This window comes from Lacticaseibacillus sp. 30, from assembly GCF_053819265.1.
Map to the genome: position 1 here is coordinate 128,241 of NZ_JBSOQX010000004.1, position 17,140 is coordinate 145,380.

Annotated in this window: 16 protein-coding genes and 2 pseudogenes; 8 read left to right on the top strand and 10 right to left on the bottom strand. The window is 40.5% G+C overall.

All coding sequences use genetic code 11. The annotated features are described in order from the left end of the window. A complete protein-coding gene (locus ACWPAB_RS04195) occupies positions 1-843 on the top strand; it encodes a PTS system mannose/fructose/sorbose family transporter subunit IID (RefSeq protein WP_003586715.1) in 843 nt (280 codons plus the stop codon). Between the two features lie 10 nt (positions 844-853). Further along, a complete protein-coding gene (locus tag ACWPAB_RS04200) occupies positions 854-1,657 on the top strand; it encodes an alpha/beta hydrolase (protein WP_003586712.1) in 804 nt (267 codons plus the stop codon). Between the two features lie 161 nt (positions 1,658-1,818). On the opposite strand, the gene ACWPAB_RS04205 is transcribed toward ACWPAB_RS04200, so the two are convergent. Genes ACWPAB_RS04205 through ACWPAB_RS04230 form a run of 6 tightly spaced genes read right to left on the bottom strand, consistent with a single transcriptional unit; the run spans position 1,819 to position 7,742 of the window. Next, entirely contained in the window at positions 1,819-2,943 is a 1,125-nt protein-coding gene (locus ACWPAB_RS04205) for a radical SAM/SPASM domain-containing protein (protein ID WP_016381744.1), read from the bottom strand. A gap of 13 nt (positions 2,944-2,956) precedes the next feature. Continuing rightward, complete coding sequence (locus ACWPAB_RS04210) at positions 2,957-3,736, bottom strand: sulfite exporter TauE/SafE family protein (protein WP_003586708.1); 780 nt, start codon at positions 3,734-3,736, stop codon at positions 2,957-2,959. A 2-nt stretch (positions 3,737-3,738) separates the two neighbouring features. Further along, positions 3,739-4,593 carry a formylglycine-generating enzyme family protein gene (locus ACWPAB_RS04215; RefSeq protein ID WP_016363280.1) on the bottom strand — a complete coding sequence of 285 codons (855 nt, stop codon included), beginning with the start codon at positions 4,591-4,593 and terminating at the stop codon, positions 3,739-3,741. Beyond that, on the bottom strand, positions 4,583-6,070 hold the full coding sequence (locus ACWPAB_RS04220) for a manganese-dependent arylsulfatase (protein WP_003586704.1): 1,488 nt from the start codon (positions 6,068-6,070) through the stop codon (positions 4,583-4,585). Before ACWPAB_RS04220 ends, ACWPAB_RS04215 begins: the two co-directional genes overlap by 11 nt. Positions 6,071-6,094: 24 nt before the next feature. After that, entirely contained in the window at positions 6,095-6,931 is an 837-nt protein-coding gene (locus ACWPAB_RS04225; RefSeq protein WP_003586703.1) for a PTS system mannose/fructose/sorbose family transporter subunit IID, read from the bottom strand. Then, positions 6,918-7,742, bottom strand: a complete 825-nt coding sequence (locus tag ACWPAB_RS04230) for a PTS mannose/fructose/sorbose/N-acetylgalactosamine transporter subunit IIC (protein ID WP_003586701.1) — start codon at positions 7,740-7,742, stop codon at positions 6,918-6,920. The genes ACWPAB_RS04225 and ACWPAB_RS04230 overlap by 14 nt, the downstream gene beginning before the upstream one ends. Positions 7,743-8,100: 358 nt before the next feature. Between ACWPAB_RS04230 and ACWPAB_RS04235 the strand changes: the two genes are divergently transcribed. Beyond that, positions 8,101-9,084: a LacI family DNA-binding transcriptional regulator gene (locus ACWPAB_RS04235; RefSeq protein ID WP_016381745.1), complete on the top strand. Its 984-nt coding sequence runs from the start codon at positions 8,101-8,103 to the stop codon at positions 9,082-9,084. An 83-nt stretch (positions 9,085-9,167) separates the two neighbouring features. Beyond that, the gene (locus tag ACWPAB_RS04240; protein ID WP_016381746.1) at positions 9,168-9,878 is read left to right on the top strand and encodes a hypothetical protein; all 711 of its coding nucleotides are present in this window, start codon (positions 9,168-9,170) and stop codon (positions 9,876-9,878) included. Positions 9,879-9,974: 96 nt separating this feature from the next. On the opposite strand, the gene ACWPAB_RS04245 is transcribed toward ACWPAB_RS04240, so the two are convergent. After that, positions 9,975-10,817, bottom strand: coding sequence for a serine hydrolase (locus tag ACWPAB_RS04245; RefSeq protein WP_003573459.1), 843 nt, complete (start codon positions 10,815-10,817; stop codon positions 9,975-9,977). Between the two features lie 694 nt (positions 10,818-11,511). Here ACWPAB_RS04245 and ACWPAB_RS04250 point away from each other — a divergent pair. From ACWPAB_RS04250 to ACWPAB_RS04265, 4 genes and pseudogenes are all read left to right on the top strand, one after another. Then, a pseudogene (locus tag ACWPAB_RS04250) lies at positions 11,512-11,887 on the top strand (recombinase family protein); the annotation flags it as partial. Between the two features lie 5 nt (positions 11,888-11,892). Beyond that, a pseudogene (locus tag ACWPAB_RS04255) lies at positions 11,893-12,153 on the top strand (cytosolic protein). 680 nt (positions 12,154-12,833) lie between these two features. After that, a complete protein-coding gene (locus tag ACWPAB_RS04260) occupies positions 12,834-13,205 on the top strand; it encodes a TIGR02328 family protein (RefSeq protein WP_003563277.1) in 372 nt (123 codons plus the stop codon). A gap of 112 nt (positions 13,206-13,317) precedes the next feature. Beyond that, positions 13,318-13,716, top strand: coding sequence for a pyridoxamine 5'-phosphate oxidase family protein (locus ACWPAB_RS04265; protein WP_003563273.1), 399 nt, complete (start codon positions 13,318-13,320; stop codon positions 13,714-13,716). Positions 13,717-13,937: 221 nt separating this feature from the next. Here ACWPAB_RS04265 and ACWPAB_RS04270 read toward each other — a convergent pair whose 3' ends face one another. The 3 genes from ACWPAB_RS04270 to ACWPAB_RS04280 all read right to left on the bottom strand — a co-directional run bounded on the left by ACWPAB_RS04270 (position 13,938) and on the right by ACWPAB_RS04280 (position 16,965). Next, a complete protein-coding gene (locus tag ACWPAB_RS04270) occupies positions 13,938-14,030 on the bottom strand; it encodes a transposase (protein WP_318552342.1) in 93 nt (30 codons plus the stop codon). Between the two features lie 1,630 nt (positions 14,031-15,660). Further along, positions 15,661-15,915, bottom strand: a complete 255-nt coding sequence (locus tag ACWPAB_RS04275; protein WP_014951581.1) for a hypothetical protein — start codon at positions 15,913-15,915, stop codon at positions 15,661-15,663. A 270-nt stretch (positions 15,916-16,185) separates the two neighbouring features. Then, positions 16,186-16,965 carry an alpha/beta fold hydrolase gene (locus ACWPAB_RS04280; protein ID WP_003563261.1) on the bottom strand — a complete coding sequence of 260 codons (780 nt, stop codon included), beginning with the start codon at positions 16,963-16,965 and terminating at the stop codon, positions 16,186-16,188. Between the last annotated feature and the right edge of the window lie 175 nt (positions 16,966-17,140).

The window sequence follows — 17,140 nt, forward strand, 5'->3', positions numbered from 1 at the left end:
ATGACAACATCAACAAAATCTTCAACTGATACGAAACAAATCACCCGCCGTGACATCACTAAATCATGGTTCATGTGGTGGCTGTTGGCAGAGACAAATCATTCATTTGAGCGTATGCAAGGGGTTTCGTTTGGGCTCGCCCTTTCGCCAATCTTGCGAAAAGTTTACAAAAATTCTGATGATTTAAAAGATGCCTTAAAACGGCAAACACAATTCTTCAATACGAACGCCGTTTGGGGATCACTCATTCCGGGGATGACCATCGCCATGGAAGAAAAGCGGGCCCAAGGGCAAGATATTCCTGAAGAAGCAATTGTGGGTACCAAGACCGGATTAATGGGAGCCGTCGCTGGCATTGGTGACACCATTGATTGGGGAATGTGGTTGCCGATTATTCTTAGTCTGTTCATTCCACTTGCAAAAAAAGGCAATGGCATAGCCGGTATAGCGCCTTGGATGATTTTCATGGTAGTAACCTTGATGGAAAGTTATTTTCTCTTCCACCTTGGCTATAAATCTGGTGAAGCCTCCGTTGAAAAGATTCTGTCCGGCGGGGCTGTGAAACAACTCATTACTGGCGCAAGTGTTCTCGGTTTATTCATGATGGGTGGCCTTGCATCCTCTTACGTCAAAGTCAGCACACCAATTAAAATCGTCACGGGCGTCAAAACGCTTAGCATCCAAAATGACGTGCTGAATGCTATTGTTCCAGGCCTTTTGCCATTGCTCGTTGTGACTGGTGTCTATTTCTACCTTGAAAAAGTTGATCACAACTATACCCGTGCCATGCTAATCATTATTGCACTGGCCGTTGTTCTTGGATCTCTCAATATTCTGAAATAAGAGGCACATCATGTCATTACTACATCTAGATTTTAAGTCAACAGCTTTACGACATTCTACTTCCTTGTACGCTATCATCCCTGAAGTAACTGAGAATTTTAGCCGTGATCAATATCAGGTTCTCTACCTTCTCCACGGTATGGGTGATGATTACACAAAGTGGGTTCGCCGTACGAATATCGAGCAGTACGTCCGTAACTATCAGTTGGTCGTCATTAGTGCTGGGTTTGCAAACAGCTTTTACACAAATATGAAACATGGTGATGATTATTGGACTTTTCTAACAGAAGAATTACCGAGTATCACAAATAAGCTATTTTCCATTTCGCACGATCGAAAAGATCATTTTGTGGCAGGGATGTCTATGGGTGGATTTGGAGCCTTCAAGTGGGCTATAAACAAACCAGAAATGTTTGAAGTTGCTGGTAGTTTCTCAGGAGTGTTAGATCCTACTGCCTTTTTTAACGATCATGACAAAGGATTATTGACAGCGTTGCATTTAACCGGAAGTGAACATTATCTGAAAGATGTTTACGATCAAGTTTGGGGGCATGGCACAACGCTAGCTAAAACAAAAAACGATCTGTCTTGGTTGTTAACGCATCAACAAGATCAAGAGCTTCCTGAGCTCTATCAATACTGTGGTACAGAAGATCCAATATTACAATTTAATCAGAAGTTCGCTGATACTGCCGACTCCCTGCCATCCATCCGCCATAATTTTTATAAATCGCCCGGACACCACGACTGGAACTACTGGGACAGTTGTATCCACGATTTTCTTGAAAAACTGCCATTGAGAATGGCAAACTAAAAGTGCATTATAATTAAACAGAATATCAAAGTATTTAAAACGGTTTTGATCCCTTCTAAAACGAACGAAGAGGCCAAAACCGTTTTTTGTATCATAGATCTTATAGCATTATTTTAACTACTTCCGTTTACCAATGAATTTAATACACAGCGTAATTGAACTTAGTTCACAAAGTACGATTGAGCTACATACTTTAAAATCGTATCACTTTTAGTTAATACCATTGAAAGCAGCTGCTGATAACCGCAAAAGTTCCCAGCTTGATTAACATACATCGCGTCCTTCATTCGTCGACATTCTCCACAACAGTACTGCTTAAACGGACAGTTCTCACAATAAGTTGGCAATTTTCGTTCCATCTGTAAAAAGTTCAATGTATTCGGCTGAGAAAAAAGTTCTCTCAGCGTCTTATCTTGAATATAGCCAAGTCGATACTGATCAACCGCGAAAAAATCGCATGGATAGACACTGCCATCAGCCTCGATGACATACTGAACCTGACACTGACCATCCAAGCCACAAGCGGTTCTACGCCCACGAACGAATTGATTGATGGCATCATCAAAGAGCTTAACGCTTTGATAGCTACCCTTTCGCAATTGATCGAACCAAAGGCGAAAATACGTCTGATAGAATGACGCAAATCGCTCTGGCGTCAAAGCATAGCTGCTACGACTGGTTGCATTCATTTCATCTAAACAGGGAATAAACTGAACATACTTAACATGATTTTGTTGGAAGAAGTCAAAAACCTTTTTGGCATGTTTAGCTAATGGATTTGTCAACACGCACAGCACGTTGTACTCAATGCCATATTGATCAAATAGCTTCTTCGTCTGCATAACCCGATAGAAGGTACCGCGACCTCGAACATCCACTCTATTCAGATCATGATAAATCGGCGTGCCATCAATTGATAAACCAACCAAAAAGTTGTGTTCTTTTAGTAAGTTACACCAAGCATCATTAATGACCATGCCATTTGTCTGAATAGCATAATGAACACCCACCTTCTTTGTCTGCTTCTTTATTTTAGCAAGGAAATATTGATAATATCTCAAACCTGCAAGTGTCGGTTCGCCACCTTGAAACGCAATCGTCAATTGATCTCCGTCATTCAAATCAACGAAAACATTTTCAATGAGCGAATCGACGGTTTCTAATTTCATGCGTCCAAATGATTTAACCTTCCGCAAAGAACTGACATCAGCATAAAAACAGTATTTGCATCTCAAGTTGCATAACGAACTCGCTGGTTTAATTAAGACTGAAACACTTTTTCGCATGAAAATGACCACCTCACTTCACGAGATAACTAATCAGATTTGCGGTATCAAGTAGCAGAACAAAAACAATGACCAAGTTATACAGCATTAGAATCCATCTTTCCGTAATGTGATTACTAATGACTGCACCCAGCCATCCCCCAAATAGAGCCGCAACCATGATAGCTACAACTAAAAACGGATCAATCATGAGTACGCTACCTGAAAATAATGCTTGAGCAATCTTTGCAGCCTGACTAAAGAAAATGGTCACAATTGAATAGATTGTCGCCTGCCGTATGCCAAATCCAAACAAGAACAGAAAACAAGCAATATTGATCGGCCCGCCTCCTATTCCTAGTACTGTTGCCAGCCAACCTAATCCGAATCCTGCCCCAATCATCATTGGCATTCCTGTCAAATGTCGTGACTGAAGACGACCACTGGACAGAATCAATGAAACGATTAACGAGACGATGACCAGTAGCATCTGCGCAGCAACACTAATATCATCACCAACTCGGCTATAGAACCACCCAAAACTTATATCGCCAGCAATACCGCCTAAAATGGAGCCCAAGCTTAACCCAACCACACATGTTTTATTGATGGCGTTCTTCGCCTTTATTTGCTTCCACGTTGAACTAACTGCCATCGTAAAGACTGCAACACTTGAATAGAAGTTGATTGTCAAAACTGAATCCCAATTGAAAATTTGAAGAGCAGGCTTAATGATAACGCCACCGCCCATGCCAGATATAGCGCCAATCGTGTTGGCCAACAAAATGACGACCACATATAAAATCACTTTCATGATCAACTGCTAACTTCTTTAATGCAACGAAAACTCAAATGACTACTGGTTGACTGTAAATCGACACCGTTTCTGGCGGCAGTCCGATATCGATTGCAGTATGAACAATGGCACAGGAAAGAACCCCCGCGGATAGCATACTCACCTGCTGCAGGAACTTTTCCCAGTTTAAATTGCTCCGCGTTGAAATCATCTAATAATGTATATCGTGGATTTCGACACCACTCCCAAACATTACCGATTATCTGATATAGACCATTGCTATTGGGCTCATACGACTTAACTGGGGCAGTACCAACAAATCCATCTTCCGCTGTATTATCGTTTGGAAAATCTCCTTGCCAAGTATTCGCATGAAAACCATGTTCATCAACCAGCGATTCTCCCCACGGATAAGTTGTCGCTGTTCCTGCGCCAGCCGCATATTCCCACTGAGCTTCTGTGGGCAGTTGACTATGTGACCACTGACAATAAGCGAGTGCATCCTCAAGCGCAACATGAACGACTGGATGATTGTCGAGATCTATATTTGAACTTTCTGCCCCGTAAGGATGTTGCCAATCTGCCCCTGGCACCAAAAGCCACCAGGGTGCACCAGCAACATGCTGGTATGTTACGCGTTCCTCCTCCGGTATCAGTAATTCAAAAACAAAAGAACTTCCTAATCGTTCGGCAACTGTTTGATAAGCAGTTGCGGCAATAAAGTCATCGAAGTCTGCGTTTGTCACAGGTGTGTCAGCCATAGAAAAGCTCGGCACGCGAACAATCGTGGGTGGTCCTTCATAGTCTTCATCAAAGCCAATATGATCATCTGTTCCCATCTGGAATGAGCCGCCTTTGATTTCCTTAAATCTCATTAAGCCCATCCTTTCCTGCTAACGGACTGTTAAGCGTTGATTTAATATTTTCAACCGAAATTGGTTTTAGCCTACCCTCTTTAACAAAACGCTCTTCACGATTGAATAGATAGCTAATCAGTTTTTGTTTGAGTTCCCTAATTACCGGACTATATTTACTGTTATTGATTAAGTTTTTCATTTCATGAGGATCTTTTTCCATGTCAAACAATTGGTACTCATCGCGAACAGAGAACCAGATAAATTTCCACTTGTCAGTTAGGATATATTGACTAGAATCTTCTCCTAAGCTATGTTCACCTTGGAATTCGGTTCGCCAACCTTCATAATCGCCAAAAAGTAGTTGTCGAACGCTCCTACCGTCAGTTTTTACCTTCTTTCCTAAAGCCAGATCAGCAAGTGAAGGAAATATATCTTGAATCTTTACAAGCTGTTTTATCTTGTGTTCGTGCGCAGCAATTAGGTTGCCTGGATCATAAATGAACGAAGGTATGTGAATGCTGCCTTGATATGGATAGGCCTTTCGAAAGAGATAGTGTTCTCCTAACTGATCTCCATGATCGGAAACAAACCAAATGATAGTGTCCTTATCGTGCCGGAACTCTTTTAAGGCCGTCAGAAATCGGCTGATTTGGTGATCGATATGTGTCACCAATCCAAGGTAAGCAGCAACCATCCGACGTTCATCGTCTGCTTTCAGTTTTCCTCGAAGCGCATAAATACTTGGAACTTTATCAGAAAGAGATTCCCAATTGCCAATGTGTAGATCAAGCTTTTCTGGGAGCCGATCCATGTACATATCAAAATAATACTTGGGTGGATCAAGCGGCGCGTGTGGTTTCTCAAACGACATCTTCAAGAAAAATGGAACGGTTGGATCACGCTTTTGTAGAAACTTAATTGATTCACTAACTACCCAATTTGTCGGGTGGAGATTTTCTGCATATGGCCACGGTCTTGCTTCCCATGAATTGCAATTGACACCATCATCAATAATGTCTGCATCGTTACCCAATTTTGATTTCAAAAACTCCAGATAATCGTCCGCATATTCAAACTGTGTCCCATAGGGTTTGTCATACTTACGATCCGCGTGAAGATAGCCATCATGGAGAAGAACATGGTCATATCCTAGTCGCTTTCGTGAAGGGAAAACATGCATTTTTCCAATGCTTTCGGTTTGATAACCCATATCATGAAAAGTCTGGGGCAAGGTGTTTGTGAAATTCCACGGTACCTCATCTTCATACCCCACCCGTCCACTATTTTGTTGATCTAAACCTGTCAGCAACGCTGCTCGTGCAGGAACACAGCTTGGCACTGGCGAATAGGCATTTTCGAAATTATAGCCTTCACTTGCCATCATATCTAACGTCGGGGTGCTAGCAAAATGATGCACATCGTTAAAAGACAACGCATCTGCTCGCATTTGATCAACGACTATTAGGATAACGTTTGGCTGTTTTACTTGTGCCATATTTTCAACACCTCCTTCGTCTGGTTACCCAACGGCCAATAGCTTCAAACTATATAAGACAATGGATCCAATCAAGAAAACCCAAATCACACGAGTTGAATTCATTTTTTTACGACCAAGTAGCCAATAAGCTAGTGCTACCAATGCAATGGGAACAAGCGCAGGTAGAATTTGATCAAGCATATCTGCCTGAATTGCTAGTGATTTCTTGCCGATTGTCAGTTTGAACGGCACAATGACATTCACAACTGTCGGAATAAGTCCGCCAATCACGAAAACGCCTAAAAGCGTTGCCGCATCAGTCAAGTTGTTCAACAAATTACCAACATTGCTAACAAGTTTCTTGCCTTCACGATAGGCAAGAGGTAATTCGAAATACCTCAGGCCCAAAATAACGACCGCACACAATAGCCAGATGATGACGCCTATAGGATTTCCTTTCATACCCATGTAGGCGGCCAAGGATCCTAAGATGGTTGGAATAACTGCCCCAAAAAGGGAATCACCGACAGCAGCGAAGGGCCCCATGAGACCAGTTTTAATCGCGGCAACTGCTTCTTTTGACTTCGTACCACTCTCATTTTGAAGCGAAAGATCCATCCCAGTAATGATGGCTGACAAAAATGGACTCGTATTATAGAACTGCATCTCCATCTGTAACATATCCCGCAGAACATCAGAATCATCTCCGTACATTTTTATCATGGCAGGGAGAATTGCATGAACGTATGCAACGTTCATCATTCGCTCATAATTCCACCCCAACTGTCCGCCAAACATATAGCGAAGATTGACACGGCGTAAGTCCTCTTTTGTCAGAGTCTGATGTTTGAAATGGCTAATCTCACTAGAGTTCATCATCTTCGATTTCCCCCTCGGTTATTTCTTCAGCGGCGACGATGGCAGTTTTGGTCACATTCTTCATCATGGCTTGTTTTTCCTTAAGTTGCTTAAAATGAATTAATGCGCAAACAAGTCCGAATAAAGCAATCCCCATCATTGGTATCTTGAGATACGCAGCAAGCAGGTACCCAGCAATTAAGAATGCCACAAACTTACCAACGGGCAGATAATGCAGCAAAATCGCGATCCCGACAACAGGTAAGACTGCTCCAGCGAGCTTCAAGCCACCCATTAACCAATCAGGTGCATATTTTAAAACGGCATTAACAACACTGTTTCCAAAGATCAATGAGATGCCAACTGGTAACGCACGCGACAAGCCAATAGGAAGAAGGCTTAGCCATGCTTCTCGATTTATTTTTGAAAATTCCTTGTTCTGGATATGTTTATCAACACGATGTAAGAAATACACATTACAAAATCGGGCAAACACATCAAGTTGTACCATCAGTAAACCGACTGGCACCGAAATACCAATTGCAAACTGGATTCCTTTACCGCTCACGACACCGAGCGCAGTGCCGATAATGGCGCCTGTCGCAAAGTCTGGAATTGATGCTCCGCCAAATGTTCCCACACCAAGAACCATCAATTGAAGTGTTGATCCCACCACTAAACCTGTCTGGATGTCGCCCATGATAATACCAGCCAAAAACCCGGCAATGACTGGTTTGCTAAGCTGAAGTCCTGAAATATATGGATCGATGCCACAAGCTGCAGCTAATAGTGTCAGCAATATGATTTGGATCATCGTAAGATCCGCCGCCATCTGATTCATCCTCCTTTTAAACCCCAAGTGAAAACATTTGTCTTATTTTCAAGCGCAGAACACGAAGAATTGAATGCGCTTTCAACAAGTATATTTATACACCATCGTTTACTAAACATCAACATGTTTCGTAAACAAAAAGCTTGCTTCGTATTTTTTCCATGCAACGTGTGAATTCACGGAAAATATCTTTTCTGGTAGGTCAACTAGACTATTTGGTTTCCCGTCAGTGTCTGCATGAGTAAAATAGGACAATTCTTCTTTCTTACGGTATACTTTTATTGGAGGGGCGTATGTGGTTTGCTCGCTACATATTTAGTAAATTTTCATAGCGTCAGTAAAGAGAGGTGTGTGCTTTTTGGCGACAATCAGAGAAATCGCAAAAGCTGCTGGTGTTTCAGGTGCGACTGTTTCGCGTGTTTTGAGCGGTGATAAAACTTTGTCTGTCAGCCCTGAAACGCGTGAGCGCATTATGGCAACTGCGCAATCCATGAATTATAAAATTCAGCCACCTAAACCTGAAGATACCGTTGGGACAGTTGCTATTACAGATTGGTACACAAAAGAAGTCGGCATGACCGATCTCTATTTTCGTGCCATTCGTTGGGGTGTTGAATTAGCCCTAAAAAGTCGTGGTTATCAAGTTAGCCGCCATTATTTTAATGAAGAACTGCCCGAATCTTCAAAGATCATCGGTGTCATTGCAATTGGTCGATTTTCAGAAGAGGATTTACAAGAATTATCCGAACTAGATAAACCGCTTGTCATTATTAATCAAGACACACTTAAACACGGTATTAGTTGCGTGACTGCGGACTACACAAATTCAGTTGAAGAAATTTTGACCTATTTTCTTGCACATGGACACACTCATATTGGACTACTAGCCGGCTCTTCAACAAAAGACTGCGGACTAGAAGATCCGCGGACCGTCGCCTTTAAGAATTTTATGGCAAGACACAAAAATAGCGCTGACTCCACCGTCCTCGCTGGCGATTTCAGCATTGAAAGTGGCTATAAGCAAATGAAAGACGCAATATCGAAGTTGGGCGATGAACTTCCCACGGCCTTCTTTGTTGAAAGTGACACGATGGCGATTGGTGCCATTAAAGCACTGCAAGAAAACAATATTGCTATACCAGAGCGTGTTGGTATTATTGGATTTGGTGATCTAGACGTTAGCCACTATATAACGCCAAGCCTGAGCACAATCCGCTTAGCAACCCGACAAATGGGAGCAACAAGTGTCATGTTGCTTCAAGGTATTATTGACGGCACTATCTCCAAACCTGTCAAACTAATTACAAGTAATGAGTTGATTTTGCGTGATAGCTTTAAGTGATGTTTGAAGAATCAAGTGTACCTTTATAAGGATTTATGAGTATTGAAATGTGATAATACCTAGCCATATAAGGAGGTATCAAAATGAAAAGAACATTGAGGATTTGTTCTGCTATGTTGGTTGTGCTCGGCCTTGTGGGGTGTCAAAGTAACTCCGCGGATAATAGTCCCAAGCAAGAGACAAGTTCCAAACACCAAACGAAAACTGAATCTGAACATTCGTCTAAAGCTAAACTAGCAGCAGCGTCTAAAAAAAAAGCCAAAGATGCATCTAAAGCACGAGCAGATTCTATTTCAAAACCGCAAGCTGCGATAGTGTCTAGTGTGGAATCAGAATCACAGGCCAATAACGAAAACACTCAGAAAACGACTCAAGGAATTGATCTTCATGCCATTGGGACGCCGCCAAACTTTCATTTCAATGGCGTCAACGTTCCTTCGCACATCGCTCTAGACGCTAATCTGTCAAGATTCTCGGTATATAGTTGGAACGAGTCTCATAATGGTGTAATCCGTACAGCAACTGGGTCATTTACTAAAAAAGTCATCCCAATGAAAACTGTGCGTATCTTTTCTGCACCGGATGTTCATTTCAAGAATGACCCACCAATTCGTTCCGTTCAAGTAAATACAGAGCTTGATTTTGCCTCAAATGATGCAAGGTTCTCTGGCGGGTACTATATTTTCAAAAACCGTATCGGCTCCTATTCCTTAGTCACTCCCAATTTTGCTGGCAATGTTGACGTTAATGATCAAGACATAATGATAGAAGCAAGACAAGGACAGTATCAATAAACGGACTGTTTATAGGCCGCGGCCTCGCAAAAGAAAAAGACAATTTCTCAGCACAAGTTCACAGGAAATCGTGCATTAAGAGCGCATGTAAAAACATTACTGTTTACCATACACTATGGTTTGAATTTTGGAGGCGATTTTTTCGATTTGTGAAAAGTCTTGATAGTCTCCATTATCGGTCATAATCACCAAAAGATAACGATCGCCCTTAGGTGTTGTCACAATACCAGCATCATTATCAGTACTGCCAATCCACCCAACCTTGTCCTGCACTGTTGATCCGCTAGCAACTTGTTCGGCAGCAGCCGGAATACCGTCTCGATAAACTTGATTTTCCATTGCGGTCAACAGCTTTTTACGAAGGGATGCATTATCAAATGGACCAGTCCCTTTTTGAATTGCCTTCAATATTGTCATTAAATCATTGCTGGTGGTAGTCGCCCCGCTACTCTTAAAAACATATCCTGTTCCGAGCGTTGCATAGTACTTATTCAAGACCTTAGCGCCATATTGATCAAGAATAGCCTCTGAGTAGTCATTATCCGAGTTAATAATCATACGCTGGAAACCGTCTTCATCATTATCGGTCCAAGTAATCGCTCCAACTTCGATTTCATGAAACAGCCACGCGGTAATATATAATTTATAAGTCGAAGCTGCAATCATTCGTTGGGTCCCGTTAAATGAAACAGCAAGGCTGCCTTCGGTGTACACAGCAGCGTTGCTTTCTTGGGCCGCTTGACTGCCGCTAACCGGACTTAAATTGTAGAAATCAACTGCCACGTTTCCATTAGAGGTCACCGAAGCCAAATAGCGAGTCAAATTGTTTTTTATTTTTGTCTGAGTATCAGACACAGGATTATTGTCGCTTGGCTTAGACGCCGCTGAAGTATTTCTCGTGGTGTCGTTTAACACACTAATTGTCAAGCCAATTAACATACTCAATATCAATATGCAGGCAGAAGCAAAGGATATGATTCGGTTCCATCGAAGCTTTACTTTTTTTTGTCTTAATTGCTTTCGCATAGATTGTTTCTCCGCTTTAATAAAAAGTAAAAAATCCGTTTTTCTTATCTGTTCACAATGTAACTAGTTAGATAAATTAAAGTTATAGATTTTTGCTTCTTTAAAAATCATTAAGTCTAAATACAGTAGAAAAGGAATTTCTGAACAAATTATGGATTACACCCGTCATACTTTTGAGATAATCCCAATAGTACTACAATAAAACAGTACATATTATGTATACCGATATTTCTTTTCTTATTTTGGAGCCGTCCTTTAGCTAACCGTTAGAATAAAGCGAATAATGTTAATCCTATGAATTTTAAGTGCCATTATTCGGTTGATGGATATCAGCTTTTTCGTATTCTAGCAATTCGTTGCGTGATGATCATATACGTTCAGAACCGACTACCAGTAAATTATTCTGTCAAAATATGAAAAAAAGCCGTCGATATTTAGAAGAATAAGTGAATATTAATTTCGAAATACTCTTTAAATATTATAATATTTATATTATCTTTTCATAATCAGATTTTGGCGCTGGTGTTAGAACGATTGTGGCCTCTTGGCATCAAATTCAGAAACCTAACTTATATAGGCATTATTAAGTATTCGGAGGCTCAATTGGCGAATTCTATGTGTGCTAGACTATATTCGTGATGATGAAGTGGTAGTATTGAGGATTGATCGGCTGGTCGCAATTCTCATGATTTGACTAATATCATTGAGGCCATTCGGTATCGTGAAGTTCAATTGAAGGTTCTAAGTCTACCCAGCTTTGAAGGCCTTAATTTTCATAATTTGATCACAGCAATCATTGTCGATTTATATAAATATATTGCTCAAGAAAATCGCGAACCCATAAAGATGCCACAACAACAAAGTATTGAAATTGCCAAACATGAGAATATCAGGACAACGTTTTTGAATATGGGTCTCTTTCAGCTAATCTTCAAAAAACCTATATTTATAAAGAGGCCTGTCGCCATCTTAAACAAGAAGAAAGCGAATTGCCTTTACCGCACTTACGATCTTGTTGTCGTTTGCAGGCATATTAATTAACAACTATCCTAGAAGCAAAAACTGTGCATGGGCTCGACAAAAGCATCGATATAATTGTGATTGGGCTATCATTAGTAAACTATACGATCAACTACTAACCACTCAAAAATTGACGTATACTAGAATTTAAGGCATTCGAACGATTGACGGACTAGCCTTTATTTCATGGTGTCAACTGAGGTTTGACCAATTGAAAGTAACTCTTTAAATGCCTCCTCATCAAGCAAAAATTAGTATGCAAAGGCGTATCAATTTAGTCAATCAACCGTTTGGGCGACTCACAGCTATTAATTTTTCGAGGAAGCAATTCCAACGGTAACACGCTTTGGCTGTGTTAAAGCCAATGTGAAACCAAATGTATTGTTGACGGTCACCGACCTCAAAAGGAAATCACGCGCATTTGTGGGTGCTTGCAGTCATAAAAAAGTAGATCAATCATAAAAAGCTAATAAACGGACTAAAAAGTATATTGTTAATTCCGAAATTTTTCGAATAATTTATTGAATATTTTAGTTTCTTCTATGCTTAACCGATCTAATAACAAATTCGGCGTGATAGGTATTAGTTAGGATAAAACGATTCAAAATTAGGTAGCACGGCTTCACTTTCAAAGCCATCTTATATAAACCGTGTATATGTTCATGCGGAGGGTGCAATCGCTGCTCCAAAGACAACAAAAAAGGATATCATTCCTTTGCAAGAGCAATATAATCAATCACACCAACAAAATTGAACAAATTGATCAGACAGTCCGAGTTGGAGCGAATCCCATTGCTTATACTGCCGATGAACCTATAGAAAAGGCGCTTCGTCATAAAATGGTTCAGTACTGTAATCCTCCAAATGGCATAAATATTAAGACTAGTTTTCAAGAAAGGAAGCCGTAACGTGCGTTTATGGCATCAAGATTTAATTCAGCAACTCCCAAGGCAACAATTATTGGGACAGCATCGTGAAATTGCGGCGCTTCGCGGTAATGGATGGGGACGGAAACACGCTACCGTTAATTACGTATTTGCACATTCCCCATATAAATTATTTCAATTTCACTGTATTGTGTTACGTGAAATGGAAAAACGAGGTTATCATCCAGATCAGAAATGGTATGATCCTCTGTATCGAGGTCAACATTGCCCAGCATACAAACAACTCAATCCGGTTGCACTCACAATACCCATCTATCCTGAGCATGACCAACGATATAAACATGTTTGCTTAACCAATTTACAAAACAAGGGAATCTTTTTAAACCTTCCGTGATCCTAGTCTGCGATGTTCATCTTGGGACATAGGATTGACAAAATAGTATCTCAACAATATATTTACTAAAAGTAAATAAATAGCCAGTATTACGTTGATAGGAGAAAATCAAATGGTAAACCTTACAGAAGAAATGAAAAATATGTTGAAGAATCAGCTCCCCTTTCTAGCAACAACAGGAAAAGATGGCAAACCTCAAGTTGGTCCCAAGGGTTCACTACATGTCTTAGATGACTCACATTTAATCTACTTTGAGCACACCTTTAGGCAGGCCTATAATAATCTCTCGAACAACCATTTGGCGGCGGTTGCGGTTGCTGATAGAGGCGCTCAAAAGGGATTTCGCTTTGAGGGAACGGCTCATATTCATGAAGCAGATGACTTTGCTAATCAGATTCTAGATAAAACTAACATCTTTGATCGTTTCCCACGCGCTGGCGTGGTGGTCATTGATGTTGAACGAATCTATAAATTGGATAATACCTTAGAAGCTGGCATTCAAATTGCATAAGTGTCTCAAACCAAATTCAGCCAATTAAGCGGGAAGATCTTCAAAAGTTCGACTTGATACAAGCACCATTTCATCTCATTAAGCATTCGTTTGCAAGCAAATTTGTTATACTTTTTATAAGTAACGGACATGCTTCGAATTTTGGCTCTACGTCGACTGATGTTGAAGAATAAATTTATCATTTGAGGCGGTTCTCCATTTGGGGAGCCGTCTTTGTCGTGTTATACTGTGATTTTTTTGAAGAAGTTCTGCTGATTTTTGAAGCCAAAACAGGATCGTTTGAGTGACTCGATGAGGCGGTTAATCCCTTCGATCGGACCGTTGGAATAGGGCTGGTGATGGCATTGAGAACAGCGACTTTGTGTCGCTTAAGTGTTGCGATCGTCATGTCTATTGCCGCACCGTTTGGCTCGCAAGTAGCTAACAGGTTGGCCAGGTTTGCGGGATGTTTCCTCACCATCAGAGCATCATGAAGCGCTAAATAGGTCTCATATGTTTGCTTGAACTTGGGTGAAACCCTCATGAATATTTGCCTGATAACCTGCATTCATATCCATGGGGACAGTCGGAACCTGAGGGCGTTCAGCCAGAGAATAATAGGCGATGAAGAAATTTTTAATCATGCAGTTGATCTGATCACCAAGCAAGGCGCCAATATATGTGAACCAGCAAAGAGAGATAAACAAGATTGATGCCGTGAGTGGAACGGAATTCGTCAAAACAGCGGCGCGTAGGTAGTCGTCGGACCGGTCGAAATTTGAGATTTTGGTCGATAAACAGTTGAATCAAGGAAACTGAAATCCCGACAATGCGGATAATTGTTTTGACTGGTAGTCGCTCAAAACCAATTTCATGATCGGGGCCTTTATGTAATTAGCAAGCGTGTGATCGTGTTGCAAGAGCGGCGTCTTGGCACCGACCATGTGACAAAAGTCGCAATAACGTCACCGGGACCACGACTGGTAGTACCTCGACTTCGTTGAAGACACGCGCATGGGTTGTGTCAACCCCAATAACGTATCGTGCCTCAAAACCTCAAGTGAACACTAGGTGAATCGATAGGTAGTTGGCATCTATCAAATGATACTTGCAGCGATACGGCCCATTGTTTCGATACTCATGACGAACAAAGGCAATTATCCGATATTTAAAGAACGGACAGTGTAGGATCATATTGAAACATTTACTCCTCACCTCTTGTAGTGTTGTTTAGTATCAAAGATCATATGTTAGTCTCCTTAAATTTAAATTAATATACTTGGTTGTCTTGCTTATTTGTCTGGTGATAGGCACTTTATGTTAATAAATAAATAAGCAGGCAACATAAAGCAACATGATAATAGCACAAAAGCCACAATTGAAATGTCAAAAAATCGAAAAATTTTTTCGATATTTTGGCTTAATCGGGTGCTGAGGCATTAAGCAGCCCCCAGATTGCTGAAAAATTTAACTTTATAGCAAATCAAAAAATTAATTACTTGGATTTCACCAAAATCAATTCAAAAATTCGGAGCCTGTTTAAATTCAGTAGAAAGTCGGCTCCTACGCTGTAGTTTCTGACATAATTAGTTTGTACGATAATTAACAGATTAGAGATATTTAAAACAAATACAGCCGTTCGATACCTAGCAGAGCTTAAGCAGTCCTTGGCCGATCTTCATCACTAAGGCATGAAACAATTTTTGTTTTAAGTTGGCTAAAAAGGAGATTCGACATGTTTTAGCCTTTTATCCGATCTAATACCCTTCTGGAAACCATCAAGTGTTGCAACCATATTGAAGGTCATTCCTTGACAATGCGACAAAGTGCTTTAAGCTGCCGTTTTTCTTCCGTCGTTACGTCGAGTGGATAGCGTTGATTGTTTTCTTTACCATCATTTGTGCGCCATTTAAAAAGTGCCATCACTTTCCATGAGATTGAAAAGTGATGGCACTTATTTGCTGCTTAATGCATTCTATAGCTAAGTAACAGGTTTATCAGAAGTAACAAGCTACAAGAAAATGATGCAGATTGAAGTGAAATTGAATCCTTGAAAATAAATGTTTCCGAAATAATTAAAACAATCTCTATGACCGCAATAATAATCAAGAAGGCTCGGTTATATCGTCCCGCTCGCGTTGCGACTTTTTCTTTGCGTGTAAGCCAAATGATGATGAATATCAAAATTATTGACAATAAGTTAAAAATCGCTAAGGCCATTTTGCCCGCCCTTCTGCACTATGCTATCCGCTACACCCTTGATGCAACACAAAAGCCTCGATTTCAAGGTAGTCAAAGCTCCTAGATAGAGGGATAAAAAAGTGACAACGTGTTGACCAATTCCTAAAGGACTTTGGCACTCGCTTTTACGTTATCCTCTCAAGCATGTGTTACGTTTTCCATTATTGGTCAGCAGACGCATACTCACTTTTAAAACTAGCAAATGTGTTGGTTCTTGTTGAGTTGATGATACCTGACGCTATTGCCATTTTAGCGAGCGACTGTTTCGATAAAATCATCAACAACATGGTGGTAGGCTGTTGGCATCTCAAGTCGTTGAAGATGTCCTGATTTAAAGACCACAAAGCAAGCATTCGGAATATACTTCTGAATCTCAATTCCCTTTGATGGCCCATTGACGGGATCATACAAACCACTCGTAATCAAGGTCGGACATGTGATTTTTGGCAATTCATTTCTAAAATCAAATGCCGTTATAGATCTTAGCGCTCTATCTTCATCCTCAGGAGACAAGCTGTTTTTTTGAAATCCTGAATCTGTTAGTTGCTTGATATTATCCTTATCAATGGTTAAGTGGCGAATCCAATAATCTCTCCTTTCAACTTTGTCTAAGGGGATATTGTCATTCTTTGCCGTGTCAGCAAGAGCTGATGCTGGATTATGCGCAGCGGAGACATTTAAAATCAAGCCACTTAAATCTTGTGGAATTTTGGTTGCAACTGCTTCTGCTATGTAGCTTCCCAAGGAGCCACCGTACAAGACAAAATTGTGCAAATTCAGTTTTGAGATGACTGCTAATGCATCTTCGATATGGTTCTCTAGGGTAAATGGATGCTTTGGATGATCTGAAGCTCCATGGCCTCGAAGGTCATAACGATAAACACGGTGATTTTTAGTTAGAAACGGCAAATCCGTATCATAAGTCTCTTTACAGTCAGTAACACCGTGAATTAGAAGTATTGGGCTTCCTTCTCCATGAACATCATATGATATCCTAGTTCCGTCTTTTACAGTAATATATTCAGACATAAAACTGCCTCCTTAGTTATTGACCAAACATTGTCATTATATCATTTGGTTTACAGTATGCACGAATAACCGTCATTAACAAAAAATATTAAACAAAAATTATATTATAAACATAGCATCAGCAATTTTTGATATAGACTTTCCATCTTACTTTCGTCATTTCAATAACAAATAT